The organism is Hymenobacter sp. FMD4, from assembly GCF_058932745.1.
Map to the genome: position 1 here is coordinate 70283 of NZ_JBZYWH010000022.1, position 19429 is coordinate 89711.

A 19429-nucleotide genomic window follows, 5' to 3' on the forward strand; every position below is an offset into this window, starting at 1 on the left:
TTAAACAAGGTACCTTGTTATAAAATAATCAAACTTAATAGTGATTGATAACCAAGCTGTAGAGGTTAGGTAGTCAGTATAAGCCTCCTGTTACTTAAGGATGTGAATGCAGAAGCCACTGCATATCATTTGCTTGCATTTCGGTCAATGGTCGACCAGCATATAGCAAGGGTTGCATTCTTTGTAGGGAAAATTGTGGGGTAATGACAATAGGTTGAGAAACATCAGGTTATCGTTCCCGTCGAAGGCTGAGTAGCAAGTAGCCCAGAACCGATGCTAGCGCAAACCAGCCCAGCGAAATCCACTCTGCTTTGGCCAAGGAAGCAGCCATGGTCGGGAGCTGGCTATGCGACGTGCTGTCGCGAAGCGTTAGTAGCGGCGCGGTATACGGAACCCAGTCGATATATTCCCAGCGGAGCAAAGTGAGTGCGGCAATGGTAGCGGCCATACCCAAAGCTACGGGCAGGGCAAATGAGCGCCACGATAGCGCTGCCACGTACTGAATGGCCAATAACCCGAGCGTGGCAAGGTAGGTATGCATCAGAAGCACGCCCGCCGCTGCTACCGGCACCGCGTTTGTCTGAAAGTGCAGATCAGGCCGTAGTATACCCAGCAGCCAACCCGAAACCAGCAGCGCGACTACATACAGAACTTGCGCCAGCATATTAAGCCCGAGCAACACAAGCAGCTTGCTGCCAAACACCGCCGCACGACTCACCGGCTGGGCGTACAGGTGCTTCCAAGCGTTGGCTTGGTTTTCAATGTGCAGCACCAGGCTGGTGAGCAGCACCACAAACAGTGGTAGCAGCAGGCCGCTGGCCGTGCGCCAACTGCTCAATACGTAGGACGGCCATGGGTTTTCACCCAGTTTGAGTAGGTGCTGCCCCTTGAAATAGTAAATCAGAAAGGACAGGACCACGGGCAAGGCGCCGCTGCCGAGTGCCAGCCAAAGTGCTGCGGTACGTTTCAGCTTTAGGGTATCGGCGGCTAGGGTGCGGCGGAGCTGCACTGGCCAGGTGGGGGCGGAAAAGCTAGCGGCGGTGTTCATTGAGCAAGAGCGTTTTCGGTCAGGTGCAGGAAGGTTTGTTCGAGGCTGGGCTGCTGGCACCGCAGCCCGTACAAGGGCTGGCCGGCCGTCACCAGCTGCTGGGCCAGATAGGCAGCTTGCTCCTGCGAATGATAGGGCAAGGCCAGCGTGCCCGGGCTGAGCAAAGCGGCCGCGCCAAAGTCGGCGGGCAGCAGGTTGCGGCAGCATTCCGCATCATCAGTCTCGATAATAAGCTGCGTATGACCCTGCTGGCGGTGCTGCAGCGCCGAGATGCTGCCTTGAAACAGCAGCCGGCCTTGCTGAATCACACCCACATGCGTGGCCACGCGCTCGATTTCGCTGATGAGGTGGCTCGACAGCAGAATGGTTTTGCCGTGTTCGCGCTGCAAGCGCTGCAGTAGCTGACGCATCTCGATGATGCCATTCGGGTCAAGGCCGTTGGTTGGCTCATCGAGGATGAGCAGCTCGGGGTCAGGCAGCAACGCCAGCGCCAAGCCCAACCGCTGCCGCATGCCTAGTGAATATTCCCGCACGGCACGGTGGGCATCGGCGGCTAGGCCTACCACGGTTAGCACTTCATCAGTTCGGTGGCGGGGTAGGCCACGCAGCCGGCGCGTCACCTCTAGGTTGTCGTAGCCCGAGAGGTGGTCGTAGAGTGAAGGCATTTCGATGAGGGCCCCGACGCGGCTGAGGGCGGCCAAGCGGTGCTGCGCAAGATCATGACCAAAAAGTCGGATGGAGCTAGCCCGCGCCGGCAACAAGCCCAGTAGCAAGCGCAACGTGGTGCTTTTACCAGCACCGTTCGGCCCCAGAAAGCCATAAATACTGCCTTGCGGTACCGCTAGGTCCACCTCATGCAAGATAGGGCGAGCACCGAAGGCGAAAGTCAGGCGCTGGGTTTCTACCAGTAGGGAAGCGGTCATGGCAGCGGGCAGTGGGTGAATCAAACAACTGCCCAAACCTACCGGCCCTTTCAGAACCGCGACGGAATATTCAACCAAGTGGTTATTGACTACCCGCAACGCGCGTTTTGGCTACCCAAACCAGCTACCCAGTAGCACTGCGGAGGCTTAGAGGAGTTTAAAGCTCCGTTCGTGGTGTCAGCGGCGCAGTTGGGGCGTCTAAAAGAGTGGTTGGTTGAAAAACGCGCTGGTAGCTGCTGGCACTAAGTATCTTCCGTTTGTGGAATTATCTACTGCTTCCGTTTCCGCTGCTTCTGAGCCCGCAGAGCCCCGGGTAGCCCGCTTACGAGCCTTTGCCCGTTTGGACTGGTGGCCCCACGGTGGCGACTCGGCGGGTGTACCGATGTGGGTGCACGTGCTTTTTTGGAGTGTCCTGCTGTTGCTCGATGGGCTGAACGTGGTGTTCAACCACAACAGCACCAAGACGTCGCTCCCGCTTTTTTCTGTTTTGTTACGCAGCGTTCTTACCAACGCACTGTCGGCGGGGCTGTTCTACTCCAACTGGATGCTGCTCATTCCGCGCACGTTGGCGCATGGCCGCTTGGGCGCTTATATCGGGGGAGTATTGCTGTTGCTGCTGCTGTACGTGCCGTTGCGCTTTGGCGCCTCCAGCCTGATGGCAGTACTGGTGCCCGACCCCAAAGCCCCACAGGCTTTGCATATGATCGTTCCTTACAGCTTAATGGGGCTGATGACCATATTCTTCAGCTCGGGTCTGCGCATTACCGGCGACTACCTGCGTGGGCAGCGCAACCGCCGCGAGTTGGAGCGCCAGCAGTTGCTTACGGAACTGTCGTTGCTGAAAATGCAGGTCAATCCGCATTTTCTATTCAACACCCTAAACAACATTTACTCGCTGGCCAGTCAGAAGTCCGACCGCGCCCCGGAAGCGGTGCTGCGCCTCTCCGAAATCATGCGCTACATGCTCTACGAAAGCAGCGCCGACACCGTGCCACTGGCCAAAGAGCTGGGTCACCTGCGCAGCTTTCTGGACTTGCAGCGCTTGCGGCTGCCTGCCAACGGGGCCGAAGCTATTGTATTTCACAACCAGAGTGAGGCCACCGCTGCCTGGCCTATTGCGCCCATGCTCCTGCAGCCGCTGGTTGAAAACGCGTTCAAGCACGGCGACTTGTCGGCCCGTCCGGCAGTGAGCATTACCTTGGAAGTGGAAGAAAATGGTTTGCTGCGTTTTGTCGTTGAAAATGCCGTGGGGCCACCGGCTGGTGGTGCTGGTCTGGCGCAGCCCGGCGGGGTAGGGCTGACCAACCTTCGCCGCCGTCTGGAACTGCTTTACCCGAAGCGCTACCAGCTACTGGTTCGTGCCGCAGCTGGAATGCACCGCGTACAGCTTGATTTGCAGCTAACTTAAAGGAACGACCGTCGCCTTCCACATGGCTATACCTTACATGCGTTTGTGTTTATGGATTCAGCTGCGTTGAGTCGCCCACTTACCTGCGTCATTATCGATGATGAGCCACTGGCGCTGGATTTGCTGGCCGGCTACTGTGCCCAGGTACCGTTTCTAGAACTGCAGGGGCAGTTCCACGATGCGTTGCAAGGTCTGGCATTTGTGCAGGATCATCCCGTCGATATTGTCTTCGTCGATATTCATATGCCGCGCATTACGGGCCTGCAGCTGGTGCAGCTGCTACCTAGTCCTGGCCCGCGCGTCATCTTCACTACGGCTTACGACCAATACGCCGTGCAGAGCTATGAGCTGAGCGCAACCGACTATCTGCTGAAGCCCATTGCCTTCGAGCGGTTTGTACAGGCCATTACCAAAGTGCGACAGGCAGCGCCGGCGGTTACGCCGGTTTCCATTTCCGCCCCCACCGATGCCGCCGTGGCTGCTGCTCCGGATGCCATGTTTGTCAAGAACGAACACCGCCTGCAGCGCGTCGCTTTCGACGATATCCTTTACATCGAAGGCATGCGGGAATACCTGATGATTTGCACCACCGGGAGCAAAATCCTGACGCTGCAGTCATTTCGCCGGGTGGAGGAGGTGCTACCACCCGAGCGCTTTGCCCGCATTCATAAGTCTTACATCGTGGCCCTGAACCGCATCGAGCACGTGGAACGCGGCAAAGTGCAGGTGGCAGGCCGCCTGCTGCCCATCGGCGATACTTACCGGGAATCGTTTGCAGCGCTGATCCGGGCTTATAATCTGCTGTGATATAAAAGGGAAGGGTTAGACCAGATAGGTGGGAATCGTTTTGCTTCGGAGCGTTCGATTCTCACTTCCCAGGTCTAACCCCCTTTACTTCTACTGATTCTACTGAGCCAGCTTGCTCGCAATCTGAGCGGTGTGTCGGCCTTGGAAACGGGCACCTTCTAATTCGTTTTCGCTGGGCTGCCGTTCGCCCTGGCCGCCGGCCACGGTGCTGGCACCGTAGGGTGTACCGCCAGTTACTTCGGCGTGGCCCATCTGGCCCTGCCATGCGTAGGGGAGGCCTACCAGCACCAAGCCATGGTGGAGCATCTCAGTGTGTAAGGCCCGAATGGTAGTTTCCTGCCCGCCGTGCTGGGTAGCGGTGCTTACAAACGCGCCGGCTACTTTGCCGACCAAAGCACCGCGGGCCCATAAGCCACCGGTAGAATCTAGGTACGCCTGAATCTGGCCGCACACGTTGCCGTAGCGGGTGGGGGTACCAATGATAATGGCATCGTACTCTTCCAGCTCTTCTGGCGTGGCCACTGGAATGTGCGAAAAGGCCGCCTGCGCCTGCGTAGCGCCTATTTTGTCGAGCAATTCCTTGGGCAGGGTTTCGGGGACCCGCTTAATCACTACTTCATTGCCGGCTACTTCGCGGGCCCCTTCGGCCACCGCTTCGGCTAGTTTCCAGACGTGGCCATAGGTCGAGTAAAACAAAACCAGTGTTTTCATTCGGGTATGTTAGGTATTAGGTGAACGATGGGACGCAAGTAGTTGCGACACAGAACCTATGTATATACACGAAAACGCAGGGTAATGTTGTTGAGAGTCCGGCTTTATGAGTAGTATGCATTCCCTAACGCGAAAAATTTATTTGGAATGCAACCGCCGGACCGGCCGCTGCCTCTTACTATTACCGACGCCGCTGCGCCGGTTACTCTCGACATTAGGTGGACCATCAGCGTATGATGAACACAGTACAATCCAAGAAGCTTCGCTACTCCGTAGCTTCTGTTAGCTGCGGAACCGGCCGCCAATCCCGGCACGACGCATGAGTGCCTTGGCCGCCGCATTCGGCAGCAGCAGCCTGGGGCGCCTTGTGGGCGGCCTCAGTACTACTCCGGCCGTAAACGAGACTCCCGTGGCCCCGTCCCCGACGCGCCCGCTGCAGCCCTCCAGCCGCTGGAGCGAGGCTGAGCTGATTGATGCCTGCCTTGAAGGCAGCCGCGTAGCCCAGAAAGAGCTGTATACCCGCTTTGCCAGCCGTATGCTGGCCGTGTGCTCCCGCTACAGCCAAACCACTTTCGAGGCCGAAGACGTACTGCAGGATGGTTTCGTGACGGTGTTCAGCAACTTGAGCCACTTCCGCCGCGAATGCCCGCTGGAGTTCTGGATTCGCCGTATCATGATCAATGCTGCCCTGCGCCAGCACCGCCGCAATGCGCCCATGCTGGCCGTCACGGAAAACGAATACCCCGAAGCCGTAGCCGACGAGGAGCTGATCCTGTCGAACTACTCTTTTGAGGAACTACTCAACATGATTCAGGATTTGGCACCGCGTTACCGTATGGTGTTCAACCTATTTGCCATCGAAGGCTACGGCCACAAGGAAATCGGCGATATGCTGGGCATATCGGAGGGTACCAGCAAGTCGCAGTACTCCCGCGCCCGCGCCATCTTGAAAGCCAAGCTCGAACGTCTCGACCAACGTTGCAATGACACCCGTTTCCGATAATAACGACCACCAGCCCAAAGGCAACCTGGAGGACTTGTTCCGTCAGAAATTTGCCGAGGCCGAGCTGACGCCCCGCGCCGACGTGTGGGAGCGGCTCGACCACGAATTGCTGGTGCGCGAAAACCAAGGCTACCGTCGCCGCCTGACCGGTTATCGGCGGGCAGCCGCGGCCGCTTGCGCGCTGCTTACCCTCGGCTTTGGCACTTGGCTGACGCAGCAGGGCCTTACCCATGATTCGAACGGTAACGTAGCCGCTGTCGTTACCCAAGCTGCTCGTCCTGATACCGGTTATCTATCAGCCGAAGGAGCGGCTGCACTTGCTAGCGCCGCTACTGCGGACCAAGCGCAAACGGCTCGCAACTCTTACAGTGCAGCCGGCGCTGCCGCTAACACTGGCCGCAATGTCAATCGCCAAGGCAGCGCCGCCCTTAGCGACGCTTTGCCGGCCGATGACGCGCCGGCAGGCGCCAGCCGTAGCCGTCGCGACATCGTAGCTAGCGTAGGAAGCTATGCTTCCCGCAGCGTAGCAGGCCGGGCCTTTGCCACCATCAAGCAGGTATTTGGTGCCGACGCGAAGGCCGGAGGCGTACCGCCCCTGCAGCGTGGCCCGCTGCCCGGTAACTTCGACGGTGGTACGGCCGCTTACGCCAGCGCTACCACAGCAGCCCCAGCCGAAGAAATTTGGGGCGCTGATCAGTTGCGGCCCGTATCGGCGCAACTGCGCTCTGCAGCCGCTCGCAACCTGAGCCGCCGTCCCGATTCATTGAAGGCTGCGCTGCTGAGTGCGCCAACTATGCTGGCTGCCAATGCAGCGTCGGTGGATGAAGAAGAGAAAGAAACGACCACCAGCGCCAGCCGCTGGCGGTGGCGCGGCGGCTACGCGGCCCAGCGGTATGCTCCCAATGTGAGCAGCAGCACGGGTGGCGGTATTTCGCTGGATAAAGCAATGTTTAGCAATAGCGCCGCGGCGCTTACACCTACCAAACTGGAGGCGGGTTTTGCTCAACGTGCCCATCTGGGCGCGGCTATTCCGCTGGGCAAGAAGCGCTGGATGTTGCTTGCCGGTGCCGAGCTGACCGGCATTGCCGGCAACACCGCCCGCGAAACGCCGCAGCAGTACCAGGCCTTCATGCCGAATAGCACCCGAAACAACAGCCTGCAGGAGCCACAGAATGGCCGCTACCAAATCGTGACGGCCGGGGTGCCGGTGCAGCTGCGCTATGAGGGTCGCAAGCAGGGCTGGGGCGTATACGCGGCCGTAGGCACAGCCGTAAATGTGCTCCTGCGCAACAGCACCACCGTCGGCAATGAAACGGTGACCAACGACGGAGCCTACCGCCGCGTGCTGGTATCAGGTCGGGGCAGCGCCGGCGTACGCTACTCGCCGGCTGGTGGGCAGTGGCAACTGGCCGTAGGGCCCGAGGCTGAAGCCGGCCTGAGCACCCTCAACGTGAATCCTTCCGGCCGCTGGAACGAGCGGACCCGCCCTTACGCCGTAGGCCTGACGGCCAGCATGGAGTTTGGCGGTGGCAAACCCGAATTAGTGCCCTAATTATACCATTCACTCACCCGGGCGAACCTCACAGCCAGTTTCTGGTTGTGAGGTTTTTTTCTTTGCCAGCCCGGAAACCCCAACGGCACCGCCGTAGTTAAGAAGGGTTATCTTTCCTGCTCTCCGAAACCTCCCCGCATGGAGTACCAACTGACGTCTGAATTCAAGCCTACCGGCGACCAGCCCAAAGCCATTGCCCAGCTTTTAGCGGGCATTGAAGCGGGTGAGCCGGCCCAGGTGTTGCTCGGAGCCACCGGCACCGGTAAGACCTTCACTATGGCCAACGTCATTGCTCAATCAGGCAAACCGGCGTTGATTCTGGCCCACAACAAAACGCTGGCCGCCCAGCTCTACGGCGAGTTCAAGCAGTTCTTCCCCCACAACGCCGTCGAGTACTACATCAGCTACTACGACTACTACCAGCCTGAGGCATACATCGCCTCCACGGACGTTTTCATCGAGAAGGACCTGGCCATCAACCAGGAAATTGAGAAGCTGCGTCTGCACACCACGTCTTCGCTGCTGAGCGGGCGCCGCGACGTGATTGTGGTGGCGTCGGTATCGTGCATTTACGGCATCGGCAATCCAGAAGAGTTCGGTAAGAACATGATTCTGCTGAAGCCCGGGCTTAAGTTTTCGCGCAACGCGCTGCTCTACCAGTTCGTGCAGATCCTGTACTCGCGCACCGAGCAGGAGTTTACCCGCGGTACCTTCCGCGTGAAGGGCGACACGGTAGACATTTACCCGGCTTACCTTGACTACGCTTACCGCATCTACTTCTTCGGCGACGAAATCGAAGCCCTGCACCGCATCGACCCGGAAAGCGGCAAGAAACTGAGTGAAGAAAAAGATGTGGCGCTGTTTCCGGCCAACCTTTTCGTGACCGGCAAAGACACGCTGCAGCAGGCCATCAAAGAAATTCAGTACGACATGGTGCAGCAGCACGCCTACTTTGAGAAGGAGGGGCGTGACTCGGAGGCCAAGCGCATCGTGGAGCGCACGGAGTTCGACCTGGAGATGATTCGGGAATTGGGCTACTGCTCAGGTATCGAGAACTACTCGCGCTACTTCGACGGCCGTGCTCCTGGCTCCCGGCCGTTCTGCCTGCTCGATTACTTCCCCGATGACTACCTGCTGGTGGTAGACGAAAGCCATGCCACCATGCCACAGATTCGGGCTATGTGGGGCGGCGACCGAAGCCGCAAAACCGCGCTGGTGGAGTATGGCTTCCGCCTGCCCTCAGCCATGGACAACCGCCCGTTGACGTTCAACGAGTTCGAGAGCATGTTCCGGCAGGCTGTATTCGTATCGGCTACACCGGCCGATTATGAGCTGGAGCGCGCCGGCGGCGTGGTGGTGGAGCAGATCATCCGCCCGACGGGCCTGCTCGACCCAGAAATTGAAATTCGCCCGAGCATTAACCAAGTCGACGATCTGCTCGACGAGGTGGACAACCGCGTGAAGATGGGTGACCGGGTGCTGGTGACTACGCTCACCAAGCGCATGGCCGAGGAGCTGACCAAGTACATGGAGCGCCTGAACATTAAGGTGAGCTATGTGCACTCCGATGTGAAGACGCTGGACCGCGTGGAAATCCTGCGCCAGCTGCGCCTCGGCGAAATCGACGTGCTGATTGGGGTTAACCTGCTACGTGAAGGCCTGGACTTGCCTGAGGTATCCCTGGTGGCCATTTTGGATGCCGACAAAGAAGGCTTCCTGCGCGACCAGCGCAGTCTGATTCAGACCATGGGTCGTGCCGCTCGTAACGACCGCGGCAAGGTCATTATGTACGCCGATCGTATCACGGGCTCCATGCAGCGGGCCATCGACGAGACTAACCGCCGTCGCGCTACCCAAGTGGCGTACAACCTGGAGCACGGCATCACGCCGCGCACGGTGCGCAAGTCACGCGAAGCCATTATGGAGCAAACTTCGCTTTCGGACTACCGTGTGCCGGAGCAGCCCATGGCATACGCAGGCCCCGACGAAGACGGCGGCTTAGCCATTGCAGCCGAGCCGGTGGTAGCCATGATGAGCAAAACCGACTTGGAGAAGCTCATCAAGCAAACCGAAAAACAAATGGAGGCTGCTGCCAAGGAACTAGACTTCCTGCAGGCCGCCAAGTTCCGCGACGAGCTGGCTTCGTTGCGCCAGCTACTGAAGTCCAAGCGCGACTGATAGTTTCCCGGTTCAGGATAGATTCTCCTCAACGAAAAGCGGCGGAAATGCATTTCCGCCGCTTTTCGTTGCTGGGCATGCTTTGTAATTAGGGCCGGTGCTCGGCCTTGCGCACTAATTCTTCGGCGCGCTTGCGGCCGCTGCGGTGCAGCACGCGAAATTCCCAGCCTTTAATCTGGTTATAAGCCACGAAAAAGTGCTCTATTTCGTGCAGCAGCTGCTTGGGTAAGTCTTTGATATCCTTGACATCACTGTGCATGCGCGATTCGGCGGCTACAGCCAGTAGCCGGTCGTTGCGCTCGGGTGCTTTGCCGGTTTCCGTCTGCTCGGCTTCCAGTACGCCGATAATGCGCGCCTCCACCAGGCAGCCAGGAAAAGTAGGGGCGTCCATGAGCAGCAGCACGTCAACAGGGTCGCCATCGTCGGCTATGGTGGAGGGAACAAAACCGAAATCGTAGGGAAAAAAGCTGCCTTCGGGAAGCACGCCCTTCAGCTTAAACAAGCCAAGCTCGGGGTCGAAGGCCAGCTTGTTGCGGCTGCCCTTTACGGTTTCAATGATAACGTGCAGGTGTTGGGAACCGGGGGCATAGGCTGGGAGCTGATGGGGGGCAGACATGGGACGAGCAGGATAGAATGTTGGTGTTATACCCTGGGCCAGCGGGCAATGTTGCTGCTTAGTGGCTCACATGTTTATGCGTTGATGAGAACAGGTGGGGCTGCTACTTTTGAGCCGACAAACCTCTCAACAAACCACCGCTATGCGCAACTTTCGTTTTCTTCACCTGCTGTCGTTTGTACTGCTGCTGGCGCTGCCGCTGATACCGCAACGCAGTCAAGCCCAAGCCAAATCCAACGGCTACCAGTACCTGCAGATGACGACCATCGAATCTATTGTGGCCGGGGGGCTAGGCCGCTCGCGGGTGCTGTTTACGCCGGAGTTCAAGGGCACCAAAGAAGCTCAGATGGAGAACCTCTTCAGCCTGACGGGCATCAACATCAAGAATGTACAGGCCAACGAAGAAACCATCTTGCGCTACATGAGTGAAATTGCGACCGAGGGCTGGGAGCTGTTCCAGGTAACGCCCCTGACGCAGACGCTGCAAAGCACCGGCACTACGGGGCAGGGCATCTTCATGACGCGCTACATGTTTCGCAAGACGAAATAACGACCACAAACCACGACAAAGCCCGGCTGCAAACGTGCGGCTGGGCTTTGTTTTTGGTAAAGGCAGCAGTGAGATAGAACCAGTTTTAGCGCAGACCGATCATCAAGGTGAGGTACGCCCATTATACCAGTTCCGGGAACAAGATGCCTGCGCCGGACAGCACATCGGAAGTCCAACGGTTGCCCTTGGTAATGCGCAGTGCCCCAGTGGCTGCAGCTACCGAATAGGCTCCCACGCGCTACACTTTGGTCATAAAGCGCGTTGTGGCGAAGGACGTGCTGGTGTGGCTGCTGGAAAAGGAGGAAAAGTCGCGCCCATTAGGGTGCCTTACCTGCGTAATAAGCTTCAGGTTGCTGGTAAAGCCATCGTTAAGCTGATAGATAGGGCCTAAAATCACCGCTTGGTTAAACGTGCTCTATTATCTGTTGACGCCTACTAGCCCTAGCCCCAAGGTAGTGTAAGCTGCTATATGGCGCAGGAAATCTTTGGTGTCTATGTGCACCCAGTATAAGTGACGCCGGACTCCATGCCGCACCAACTCATCAATTTCCACTTTTAACTCAAACACCTCGACTTCATTCCGGATAATGATGCTGGTGCCGATGAGAACAACGGGAGCGGCCAGCTTTTGCACGGCCAATCGGCTACGAAACCAGTTGGCGTGCCAACGCGCCACGAAGCAAGCTTCGCGCCCATGACAGATCAACGAAGCAACTTTGGCTCTGAACAGCCGCGTAATCAGAGTGTCTTCGGTCAATGATTGAGTAGCATCACACACAGTGACGGCGTTGCCGGCCGCCCTGATTACCTGTACCTAATCGTGGGCAGGGTTTGGGGAGGCGGTCAACATTACGCGCTTGTTGGCTGCTTCCTCTAGTTGATATGATGGTTAGTTGTATGTATGCGACTTGTTTAAAGAAGCTGCATTCTTACACATGTATGAGCTGTTGTATAACCCAAAAGAAATCAGCCACTCGGCATTTCTGCTAAGTGGCTGATCCTAAATGAGCGGGAAACGAGGCTCGAACTCGCGACCCTCAGCTTGGGAAGCTGATGCTCTACCAACTGAGCTACTCCCGCGGGTCTTGGTATGAGCAAAGATAAGGAAGGTGTGCGGATGCACAATGTGCATAAATCCGCTTCTCCAAGTGTTTAAGGAGTAAGCTAAACCTTTGGAATATGGTCGCAAAACCAACTAACCCGTATGTTTAGGCAGGGTTATTCATTGGTTAGCATGCCTACTTCGCGTCTTACTTCTCGTACCCGTCGCATTACGGGTCTGCTATTTATTTTAGCGGGAGGATTACTGGTAATTGCGCAACTGCTGCGGTTTGGCGTAGTGGCGGCCAAGTGGACTAGTGCCGGCTGGACTAGCGCAAATTCCACTTACCTCATGGTGACGGTGCTGATGATGGTCATAGCCGTGTTGCTGATTCGCTATGGCTGGCGCATGCGTCGCGACGGGCGCGTATCAGACGAGCCAGGCGACGGACGCATTTCGTAGCCATCGGCTGAGGGTTTTGTTTCTTTGCCGCGTATGTCTTCTCCGCTCCGCATTGTTATGGCCAAGCGCACCGCCGCTGTCGCCGCTCAGTTAGCCGACCTCGGTCGCCAGACCTTTCACGAAGCTTTTGCTGCCCAGAACACGCCGGATAACATGGCGCAGTACTTGGCTGAGACATTTACTCCCGATAAGCAACTGGCCGAACTGCAGGATGCTGACACTGTCTTCTTCTTGGCTCAAATGCAGCAACAACCCATTGGCTACGCTAAGCTGCACCTCGGCTCGGGTCTCGGCGCCGAGCGCGGTGCCGAAGTGAAGGGCCGGGCAGAAATTCAGCGCCTGTACGTGCAGGAAGACTGGATTGGGACTGGATTGGGAGCCACGCTCATGCGGCGCTGCATAGAAGAAGCCCGACAGCGCGGCTGCCGGACGTTGGTGCTGGGCGTATGGGAAAAAAACACGCGGGCCATCGAATTTTACCGGCGCTTCGGCTTCAAAGAAATCGGGAAGACCACGTTTCAACTGGGCTCTGACTTGCAAACCGACCTTGTGCTGCGCAAAGGCCTGTAACGATGATGCATTCGCGCGGTCGGGCTTGGGTTATCTGTTTGCTGCTTATAATGACGCTGTGGGCAGCTGGTTGCTCGCCCGCTACCGAGCAACGCCGTCTGGCGCCTACTGGTCGCTACGACGGCAAGCTGAGCTACCGCGGCGCCGAGATGCCGGTGGAGCTGCATGTGTACCAAGATTCGGTGAGCGGTGCGGTGCAGATGGTATTGCGCGTGCCCGAAACGCCCATGTACACCCGCGTATTCGACCACGCGGTGTACGACGCAGCCGAGGTGCATGCCCGGCAGGGCGGGGCGAGGCTAGCGTTGAAGGAAGAACCCAATTTCCTGACCGGAGCCGTTTGGCTTAACGACACACTTCGGGCCGAATTGATAGCCATCCGACGGGGTGAGGCTGCCTTAGCCACTTATCAGGTAAGCAAAGGGCGCATTGCCGTGGCGGGTGCCGATTACGTCACTCGCCGATTCGTCCCACTTGATACCCTTTCGCAGCACGTAGGCCTAGTGATGCTGCCCGCTCCGGGTAACTTAGGCGCTGCTTACGGCTGGGCTGACTGGCTGGCCGGACAGGGCTTAGCTATTGAGTTGGTCGAGTTAGCAACGGAGCCTACGGACTCGCTGCAAAGTGCCGTGCTGACGGCAGCTGCCCGCAATCTGCTGCGCGACCTGAAGGCCCGCGTCGATTCGGCACAACTGGGCGTTTGGGGCGCCGGGCCCGCGGGGCGCAGTGCTGTCCAAAGTGTGAGTTCCGGCTTGCTGCCAGCTACTTTCTTGGTGGTGCAGGGCGCTAGCTTCACCAAAGCTGACCGCCAGCTGTTGCGCCAACTCACGAATCGTCGGGTGCGCGTGCTGGGGCTGTACAGTGGCGCCGATACCTCCATTAACGTTCGCGAAAGCAGCCAGCTGCTGCGAAATGCCATCGGCCTGCGTCGAGGATCTGGTATCAGCGTGCTTCCCAAAGCCACAGCCCAGCTGCTGGTGCCCAGAAGCTCTGCCCACCCGGACTCGGTGCAACAATGGCAGTGGCCCCGACCGGTGCCGGGCTTGGCGACCGATGTGGCGCAGTGGCTGCTGCAACAGGGGCGATAACCGCAAAGCCAAAGTCAGTGCCCCATTAAATGGCGAAGCTTACTACGTCGCGCCTCGGGCTACCGAACTTAAACCAGTAGCAAGCCTTTTTCGCGCAGCAGCCGCCACGGAGGCGAAAGCAGAAAGGCCTCGAACGACTGGCCTGCCTCGGCCGCCGGGAATGTGGCTGCTACTTCTTTCAATAGGCGTTTGGAGTCATAATCCTGGGCCAGCTCGGTAAGTAGCTGCTGCAGCCATTGCCCAGTCGCAGGAGTGGTTTTGAGTTCGAAATCCTCGGCTTGCTCGTAGAATGTGAGCACCGCCTGCTCCGACGGACGACCTTTCTTATGCCGCGTTTCCAGGCGCAGCTCCGGCGCATTGCCCAACCAGAATACGCGCAAGTTTTGCTTAGCGGAGTCAGGTTTGCCGGCCTCCGTAAGGGCGAGTTCGATGAGGTTGCGCGACACAGTAGGGCGCGGCACCCGAAAACCAAACCAGAACTGCAGCGGCTCGTTGAGCGCCACGCCGTGCATATAGTTGTACAGAGCCTTGGCCAAGCCGGGGCCGAACTGCTCGTGGTCGGCTCCGGTGGGGTCATCATGCCAGAGGTCGTTCCAAGCAAAGCCACCAAACTCGGGTCCGATTGGCTCTACTTGATACTTCGACGGGTTTTTGCCCACGGGTGAGTGCGCCGTCATAGCGAAACGGTGCCAAAAGCCCGACTGAACTACGCCCGCAGCTAGCAGCTGCCGCACTACTTCCAGCGAATCGATGGTTTCCTGAGCGGTTTCGGTAGGAAAGCCATACATCAGGTAGGCGTGCACCATGATACCAGCCTGGGTGAAGCCCTCCGTGACGCGAGCGACCTGCGCAATGGTGACGCCCTTTTCCATCAGAGCCAGAAGGCGGTCGGAAGCTACTTCAAGCCCGCCCGACACCGCAATACAGCCTGAGGCAGCCAGCAGGCGACACAGATCGGGCGTGAAGGTTTTTTCGAAGCGGATATTGCCCCACCACGTGATGCTGACCTGCCGTTTCAGCAACTCGATGGCGAGGTCGCGCAGGGCCAGGGGCGGTGCGGCTTCGTCCACGAAATGAAAGCCTGTCTGACCCGTTTGCCGCACAATTTGCTCAATGCGGTCGACGAGCAGCGTGGCGGGCGCAGTTTCGTAGCGGCTGATATAGTCCAGCGTGACGTCGCAAAAGGAGCAACGTTTCCAGTAGCAGCCGTGCGCAATAGTGAGCTTGTTCCACCGGCCGTCACTCCATAAGCGGTGCATGGGATTGAGCACCTCGATTACTGAGAGGTATTCGGTCAGCGGCAGTCCATCGTAGTCGGGGGTGCCTATTTCGGTGTGCGCAATGTTGGGGTGCGGGAAATTGATGTATTCAACTTCGCCTTGGTCGTTGCGCAGGAAGGTGCGTTGCAGGGTAGCCCGTTTCGACAAGCCGGACTGCGCGTCAGACTGAAGCATTTCGCTTGCGCCGGTTGTTATTTCTTCGCCGGCTGAAAAAAGGCTTACGCCATTAATAAAGGTTGAGGCTCCGGCAAGCTCGGATCGGGGCGCCAGGGCTAGTTCGGTTTTCGAAATAGCTTCAGCTTCAATATAGTCCAGCAGCCGTAGCCAAGGACCTTCACCGTCGTCGAGGGTGAGGTAATCGATGTAGTCGAAAAAGCGCGGCTCCTGAATCTGCCGTAGCTCGGTATTGGGATAGCCGCCGCCCATCAGTGTCTTCACCTCGGGGCGAAGCTGCTTGAAGCGCTGGGCAAGCCGCAAGGCACCGTACAGGTTGCCAGGAAAGGGCACAGTGAAGCCTACCACATCGGGCTGATGACGCCGCATTGCTGTTTCGCCTAGTTCCAGCAGCATTTCGTCCACGAGGTTGGGCGTCTGCTGCAGGGCTTCTTGCATTGGCTCGAAGGAGGTGGCGGTAAGGCCTAAGTGCTCGGCGTAGCGGCTGAGGCCAAACTGCGGCCCCACTGTTTCTTTGATTAAATCGTTGAGGTCCTCCAGATAAAGCGTGGCCAAGTGCCGGGCTTGATCGGTAAGGCCCATGGTGCCGAAAGCCGTTTCCAAGTCGGCTACCTGATCAAAGCGCGCTGCCTCGGGTAAATAGCGGCCGTGGCAAATGCGCGGTGCCAGCGTCAGGTCCTTGTTTTGCAAAAAGCGAATGACCGGCTCAATGGTCATTTCGTACCGCCGGCGCAGGCGCAGCATACGCTTAGCGTTGTCGCTGAGCTTAAACGCGCCTCTCTCCACGGTGTCAAACACGCGCCGCAATCCAGCAGTTGAGAATAGCTTTAACACCAACTCAATGCCTAAATCAGCCTGCTCCACTTGGTAGCCACGCCCGCGCAAGAAGCCGGTGAGGTAGGCCGTAGCCGGGTAGGGAGTATTCAGCTGCGTCAGCGGCGGCGTGATAAGCAGGATGCGGAGCGACGAAGTAGGCACGGGAGCAGAAACCGCAACGGCGCGGTAAAGGTGCCCGCAAAGGTACGGCGGTGTACGCAGGCCTTCGTGTCCTGGCTGGATTACTTGGCGGAGGCTTGTCGCAGTCTACATTCCCATGCCGCGCATGCGCATTAGCGGCGCGTTCAGGCGCAGGTAGATCTGCGCTGACACAGGCGTTTTGCCGTAGTACGGCCGTAGTTCTGCGTCGGGGCGATACACGGTGCCTTGCGCGCCTAGGTTCAGTTCCGGCCCTTTCGGTCCAAGCTGGGCAAGACGGTAGCTGGTGCCCAGGGTAAGGGCGTGAACGTTGAAGATGATTTCGGCTTGCTCATCGTGAGGGATGGCCAGCTCGTCGGGGTCTTTTTGCAAAAACTCGTAGCGGCCGTAAAAAGAGGGCCGGCCGATGGTCAGGTTGGTTTCAGCCAGCGCCGAATGCTCCTGGCCATGGTGGGCTTCGTTCATGCCCCAGATCAACGAAGAGGCAATGAAGCGGTAGTCGCCCCACTGGCGGGCGTGCTGCACGGCGGCCGTAGTGCGCGTCACGTTATCCTCAGGGTGCAGCTCTTCGGGGCTTTTCAGATAGGCGCGGCCCACTTGCAGAGCCAGTTCACGGGTGGGGTTCCACATCAGGCGGCCCGACCACGAGTCGGCCCGTGGGCGGTCAAAGTTGTAACGCTTCTCGTCCGGTTCGCGACCCGTGAAGTTGGAAGCCTCGATCTTGAATTGCTTATAGCGAAAGCCCAGCGTGGATACCCCAAAGGTGATGTGCGTAGCATCGACCCAGTGGTGGCCCAGCGGCGCATCGGGATTGGGCATGGCCGAAATGCGATGCATAAAAGCCGTGGGGCTGACGGCTGGCTCGCCAGGAAAGCCTAGGTATAAGGTTAGGTCGACATCGGGACTGAAGGCGTGGGTGTAGCCGATGCTCAAGGCCGAAAAGAAGTCATGGGGGTGCTGCCGGTCCACCAGCGGCCGGCCGCGGTACGCCTCGCCCGACTGAAACAACAGCGGGTAGCCATTGCCACCTTCGGTAATGGGGTCCAGCGAAATCATGGCCGTAAGGTTCAGCAGCCCCCGCTGCCCAATGTTGCGCTGCGCCATGGTCATAAACCAATTGGGAGCATCTACAGTGCTGCCACCACGCTGCCCGCTGCTCCGGCCAATGTTCTGATTGGTGTAGCGCGCGAAAAGCGCGCCGTGGTTCATCACCATCCACTTGCCGTGGTGGCTCATCCACATGTACATGGGCGTAGCGTCGGGTTGCCAGGCCGTGCCCGAGCCGTTGCGCGACATGGGCAGGTTGCGCGAGTACGCGTGCGACATATTCGTGCCGTTGTGGCCTGTGTGGGCATCATCGGCAGGAACGCTCATCTGGCCGTGGTCGTGCCCCATGGATTGAGCCGGGCGTGGGTGGTGGCCGCGGTGGGCGGTGTCAGGAGGCGTCGCCTGAGGCCGGGCGGGCTGCGGAGACGTATGGTGTTCATGCTGGGCAGCGGCGGTTAAGGGCAGCCACAGCGCCAGGAGTATGAGAAAGCGCGTCATCAGTTCGGATGTTAGTCAGGTTACATACCCTGAATCCGAACCTGTGGTTGGTGCAACATTCTAGGCGGGACCGTACGTCTTTCGGACGGACTTACGCTATCTGGTCCAGCGACGTGCGCTCGGGGTGCGCTTTGTACTCAGTTACCGTTTGGCCCGTCACTTGCCGAAACTGCGTGCTCAAGTGCTGGCTGCTGCTGTAGCGTAGCTCGTCGGCTATTTCCGCTAAGGTTTTCTCGCCGTAGCTGAGCAGCTCTTTTACCCGCTCAATCTTTAGACGGATCAGATACTTTTCCAGCGTAATGCCCACTAGCCGCGAAAAAAGCTTGCTAAGGTGTGCGTACGAAGCATCAAACCGCTCGGCCAGAAATGCTGAGGCGGTAAGCGGGGCACGAGCCGTGCGCAGGTGTTCCAGGTAGTCGGCCAGAGCCGTTTTTACCTGCTCTACCTGCTGTTCCTCCTTACTCTTGAGCAGCTCAAAGCCCTCGGCTTGCAGTAGGGGTTGAACGGTTGCCGGGTTGGCAGGTGTGGCCTCGTCGAGCACCACGTGGCCGAGCGTAACCTCTACCGGACGCAGCCCGGCCCGCTCCAATACCGATTTCACCGTGCTTATGCAGCGCGGGCAAACCATGTTCTTGATGTGGAGTTCGGTGGTCACGGGGTAGGGTCTTTCTCTGATAACCGCGAAGCGGCCGGTCGGTTCGTCTTAGGCGCTACTGGCCGGGGGCGGCGCGCAGGCTGCGGTGTAGGAGCCTCAGCCCACGTGCGACCAAACCAATTTTCGGCGGCCCAATTCACGAACGGTACCACCGCCAGAAAAGTGACACTCAACAGCACAAACCACACGAATGTGGCGCCCATCAATCGACCAAAAAAGCTGCTGCTCAGGCCAAACAGGTAGGCAATCAGAGCAAAGGACAGCACGAAGCTCACGGCGAGCAATATCCCGGCCCGCCGCAGCAAGGACCGGAAGGGAAAAGAAGCAGGCGACGAACGACGACGGGGAGCAGCCATACTGCAAAGATATCAGCTCCCGCTGCAGGAGTAGTGAAGGCGGTAAGCGGCTGAAACAAGTGGTATACGAGCGGTTAGGCTAAGGAGACACCGTAGTTAGCGGCAGTAGGGCGAAGCAATGCCCCGTAAATCAGCTAGATAACTAATGCCCGCGTTTGGCGTTTGTGCTAGCATGGCGTCACCGCTGAGCTAGGCGGCTACGTATATTGTTCCGACCATATTTACCTCCTACCTCCATGAACACCTCCTCAAACCCACTGCGCTACCTGGGCGCGGCCTTGCTGCTGGCAGCTGGCCTTACGGCCTGCAGCACCGGCACCGATTCCGGCGACACCAACGTGGAACGCGGCAACGAGAAAATAGCCATCGATCCGGGGGCACGGCACCCCACCGGCGGCATCGATAACAGCCGCGTTCAGCGCGATACGGCTGTCAGTATGCGCGAGCGGGAATACCAGCAGACGCGAAACCGCAAAGACCGGGACA

Annotated in this window: 18 protein-coding genes, 1 tRNA gene and 2 pseudogenes; 11 read left to right on the plus strand and 10 right to left on the minus strand. The window is 58.5% G+C overall.

Translation table 11 applies throughout. The annotated features are described in order from the left end of the window. Positions 1-229: 229 nt before the first annotated feature. Positions 230-1048: an ABC transporter permease gene (locus tag AC5FXY_RS17570; RefSeq protein WP_493558017.1), complete on the minus strand. Its 819-nt coding sequence runs from the start codon at positions 1046-1048 to the stop codon at positions 230-232. Then, complete coding sequence (locus AC5FXY_RS17575; RefSeq protein ID WP_493558018.1) at positions 1045-1971, minus strand: ABC transporter ATP-binding protein; 927 nt, start codon at positions 1969-1971, stop codon at positions 1045-1047. Before AC5FXY_RS17575 ends, AC5FXY_RS17570 begins: the two co-directional genes overlap by 4 nt. A 259-nt stretch (positions 1972-2230) precedes the next feature. On the opposite strand from AC5FXY_RS17575, the gene AC5FXY_RS17580 reads away from it, so the two are divergent. The 3 genes and pseudogenes from AC5FXY_RS17580 to AC5FXY_RS17590 all read left to right on the plus strand — a co-directional run bounded on the left by AC5FXY_RS17580 (position 2231) and on the right by AC5FXY_RS17590 (position 4186). After that, complete coding sequence (locus AC5FXY_RS17580; protein ID WP_493558019.1) at positions 2231-3379, plus strand: sensor histidine kinase; 1149 nt, start codon at positions 2231-2233, stop codon at positions 3377-3379. Positions 3380-3430: 51 nt separating this feature from the next. After that, positions 3431-3775: pseudogene (locus AC5FXY_RS17585) on the plus strand (LytR/AlgR family response regulator transcription factor); the annotation flags it as partial. A 99-nt stretch (positions 3776-3874) separates the two neighbouring features. Further along, positions 3875-4186: a LytR/AlgR family response regulator transcription factor gene (locus AC5FXY_RS17590; protein WP_493558034.1), complete on the plus strand. Its 312-nt coding sequence runs from the start codon at positions 3875-3877 to the stop codon at positions 4184-4186. Positions 4187-4285: 99 nt separating this feature from the next. On the opposite strand, the gene wrbA is transcribed toward AC5FXY_RS17590, so the two are convergent. Further along, on the minus strand, positions 4286-4897 hold the full coding sequence (gene wrbA / locus AC5FXY_RS17595; RefSeq protein ID WP_493558020.1) for an NAD(P)H:quinone oxidoreductase: 612 nt from the start codon (positions 4895-4897) through the stop codon (positions 4286-4288). 319 nt (positions 4898-5216) lie between these two features. Between wrbA and AC5FXY_RS17600 the strand changes: the two genes are divergently transcribed. The 3 genes from AC5FXY_RS17600 to uvrB all read left to right on the plus strand — a co-directional run bounded on the left by AC5FXY_RS17600 (position 5217) and on the right by uvrB (position 9630). Further along, positions 5217-5900, plus strand: a complete 684-nt coding sequence (locus AC5FXY_RS17600) for an RNA polymerase sigma factor (RefSeq protein WP_493558021.1) — start codon at positions 5217-5219, stop codon at positions 5898-5900. After that, complete coding sequence (locus AC5FXY_RS17605) at positions 5881-7452, plus strand: hypothetical protein (protein WP_493558022.1); 1572 nt, start codon at positions 5881-5883, stop codon at positions 7450-7452. The genes AC5FXY_RS17600 and AC5FXY_RS17605 overlap by 20 nt, the downstream gene beginning before the upstream one ends. Positions 7453-7590: 138 nt before the next feature. Then, the gene (gene uvrB / locus AC5FXY_RS17610) at positions 7591-9630 is read left to right on the plus strand and encodes an excinuclease ABC subunit UvrB (protein WP_493558023.1); all 2040 of its coding nucleotides are present in this window, start codon (positions 7591-7593) and stop codon (positions 9628-9630) included. Between the two features lie 88 nt (positions 9631-9718). Here uvrB and AC5FXY_RS17615 read toward each other — a convergent pair whose 3' ends face one another. After that, entirely contained in the window at positions 9719-10246 is a 528-nt protein-coding gene (locus AC5FXY_RS17615; protein WP_493558024.1) for an inorganic diphosphatase, read from the minus strand. A 142-nt stretch (positions 10247-10388) separates the two neighbouring features. On the opposite strand from AC5FXY_RS17615, the gene AC5FXY_RS17620 reads away from it, so the two are divergent. Then, entirely contained in the window at positions 10389-10796 is a 408-nt protein-coding gene (locus AC5FXY_RS17620; RefSeq protein WP_493558025.1) for a hypothetical protein, read from the plus strand. A gap of 418 nt (positions 10797-11214) precedes the next feature. Here the strand turns inward: AC5FXY_RS17620 and AC5FXY_RS17625 are convergent, their stop codons facing one another. Together AC5FXY_RS17625 and AC5FXY_RS17630 are read right to left on the minus strand one after the other, a co-directional pair. Beyond that, positions 11215-11553, minus strand: coding sequence for a hypothetical protein (locus tag AC5FXY_RS17625; RefSeq protein ID WP_493558026.1), 339 nt, complete (start codon positions 11551-11553; stop codon positions 11215-11217). Positions 11554-11803: 250 nt separating this feature from the next. Then, positions 11804-11876 (minus strand) — tRNA-Gly (locus tag AC5FXY_RS17630). Between the two features lie 154 nt (positions 11877-12030). Between AC5FXY_RS17630 and AC5FXY_RS17635 the strand changes: the two genes are divergently transcribed. The 3 genes from AC5FXY_RS17635 to AC5FXY_RS17645 are packed head-to-tail and all read left to right on the plus strand — an operon-like array spanning position 12031 to position 13958. After that, positions 12031-12300 (plus strand): hypothetical protein, encoded by a 270-nt coding sequence (locus AC5FXY_RS17635; protein ID WP_493558027.1) that lies wholly within the window; start codon positions 12031-12033, stop codon positions 12298-12300. A gap of 33 nt (positions 12301-12333) precedes the next feature. Then, positions 12334-12870, plus strand: a complete 537-nt coding sequence (locus tag AC5FXY_RS17640) for a GNAT family N-acetyltransferase (RefSeq protein WP_493558028.1) — start codon at positions 12334-12336, stop codon at positions 12868-12870. A 2-nt stretch (positions 12871-12872) separates the two neighbouring features. Further along, a complete protein-coding gene (locus AC5FXY_RS17645; protein WP_493558029.1) occupies positions 12873-13958 on the plus strand; it encodes a hypothetical protein in 1086 nt (361 codons plus the stop codon). A gap of 68 nt (positions 13959-14026) precedes the next feature. Here the strand turns inward: AC5FXY_RS17645 and AC5FXY_RS17650 are convergent, their stop codons facing one another. The 4 genes from AC5FXY_RS17650 to AC5FXY_RS17665 all read right to left on the minus strand — a co-directional run bounded on the left by AC5FXY_RS17650 (position 14027) and on the right by AC5FXY_RS17665 (position 18943). Continuing rightward, positions 14027-16390 carry a B12-binding domain-containing radical SAM protein gene (locus tag AC5FXY_RS17650; protein WP_493558030.1) on the minus strand — a complete coding sequence of 788 codons (2364 nt, stop codon included), beginning with the start codon at positions 16388-16390 and terminating at the stop codon, positions 14027-14029. A gap of 105 nt (positions 16391-16495) precedes the next feature. Further along, entirely contained in the window at positions 16496-17932 is a 1437-nt protein-coding gene (locus tag AC5FXY_RS17655) for a hypothetical protein (protein ID WP_493558031.1), read from the minus strand. Positions 17933-18023: 91 nt separating this feature from the next. Continuing rightward, positions 18024-18587 carry a helix-turn-helix domain-containing protein gene (locus AC5FXY_RS17660; RefSeq protein ID WP_493558032.1) on the minus strand — a complete coding sequence of 188 codons (564 nt, stop codon included), beginning with the start codon at positions 18585-18587 and terminating at the stop codon, positions 18024-18026. Continuing rightward, on the minus strand, positions 18584-18943 hold the full coding sequence (locus AC5FXY_RS17665) for a hypothetical protein (RefSeq protein WP_493558033.1): 360 nt from the start codon (positions 18941-18943) through the stop codon (positions 18584-18586). The genes AC5FXY_RS17660 and AC5FXY_RS17665 overlap by 4 nt, the downstream gene beginning before the upstream one ends. Positions 18944-19179: 236 nt before the next feature. Between AC5FXY_RS17665 and AC5FXY_RS17670 the strand changes: the two are divergent. Next, positions 19180-19429, plus strand: a pseudogene (locus tag AC5FXY_RS17670) (hypothetical protein); the annotation flags it as partial.

Bases quoted from the DNA above. Each gene is read 5' to 3' on its own strand.
- AC5FXY_RS17645 (WP_493558029.1), top strand. From the start codon at position 12,873: ATGATGCATTCGCGCGGTCGGGCTTGGGTTATCTGTTTGCTGCTTATA.
- uvrB (WP_493558023.1), top strand. From the start codon at position 7,591: ATGGAGTACCAACTGACGTCTGAATTCAAGCCTACCGGCGACCAGCCC.
- AC5FXY_RS17590 (WP_493558034.1), top strand. From the start codon at position 3,875: ATGTTTGTCAAGAACGAACACCGCCTGCAGCGCGTCGCTTTCGACGAT.
- wrbA (WP_493558020.1), bottom strand. From the start codon at position 4,897: ATGAAAACACTGGTTTTGTTTTACTCGACCTATGGCCACGTCTGGAAA.
- AC5FXY_RS17600 (WP_493558021.1), top strand. From the start codon at position 5,217: ATGAGTGCCTTGGCCGCCGCATTCGGCAGCAGCAGCCTGGGGCGCCTT.
- AC5FXY_RS17605 (WP_493558022.1), top strand. From the start codon at position 5,881: ATGACACCCGTTTCCGATAATAACGACCACCAGCCCAAAGGCAACCTG.
- AC5FXY_RS17640 (WP_493558028.1), top strand. From the start codon at position 12,334: ATGTCTTCTCCGCTCCGCATTGTTATGGCCAAGCGCACCGCCGCTGTC.
- AC5FXY_RS17665 (WP_493558033.1), bottom strand. From the start codon at position 18,943: ATGGCTGCTCCCCGTCGTCGTTCGTCGCCTGCTTCTTTTCCCTTCCGG.
- AC5FXY_RS17620 (WP_493558025.1), top strand. From the start codon at position 10,389: ATGCGCAACTTTCGTTTTCTTCACCTGCTGTCGTTTGTACTGCTGCTG.
- AC5FXY_RS17635 (WP_493558027.1), top strand. From the start codon at position 12,031: ATGCCTACTTCGCGTCTTACTTCTCGTACCCGTCGCATTACGGGTCTG.
- AC5FXY_RS17655 (WP_493558031.1), bottom strand. From the start codon at position 17,932: ATGACGCGCTTTCTCATACTCCTGGCGCTGTGGCTGCCCTTAACCGCC.
- AC5FXY_RS17575 (WP_493558018.1), bottom strand. From the start codon at position 1,971: ATGACCGCTTCCCTACTGGTAGAAACCCAGCGCCTGACTTTCGCCTTC.
- AC5FXY_RS17615 (WP_493558024.1), bottom strand. From the start codon at position 10,246: ATGTCTGCCCCCCATCAGCTCCCAGCCTATGCCCCCGGTTCCCAACAC.
- AC5FXY_RS17570 (WP_493558017.1), bottom strand. From the start codon at position 1,048: ATGAACACCGCCGCTAGCTTTTCCGCCCCCACCTGGCCAGTGCAGCTC.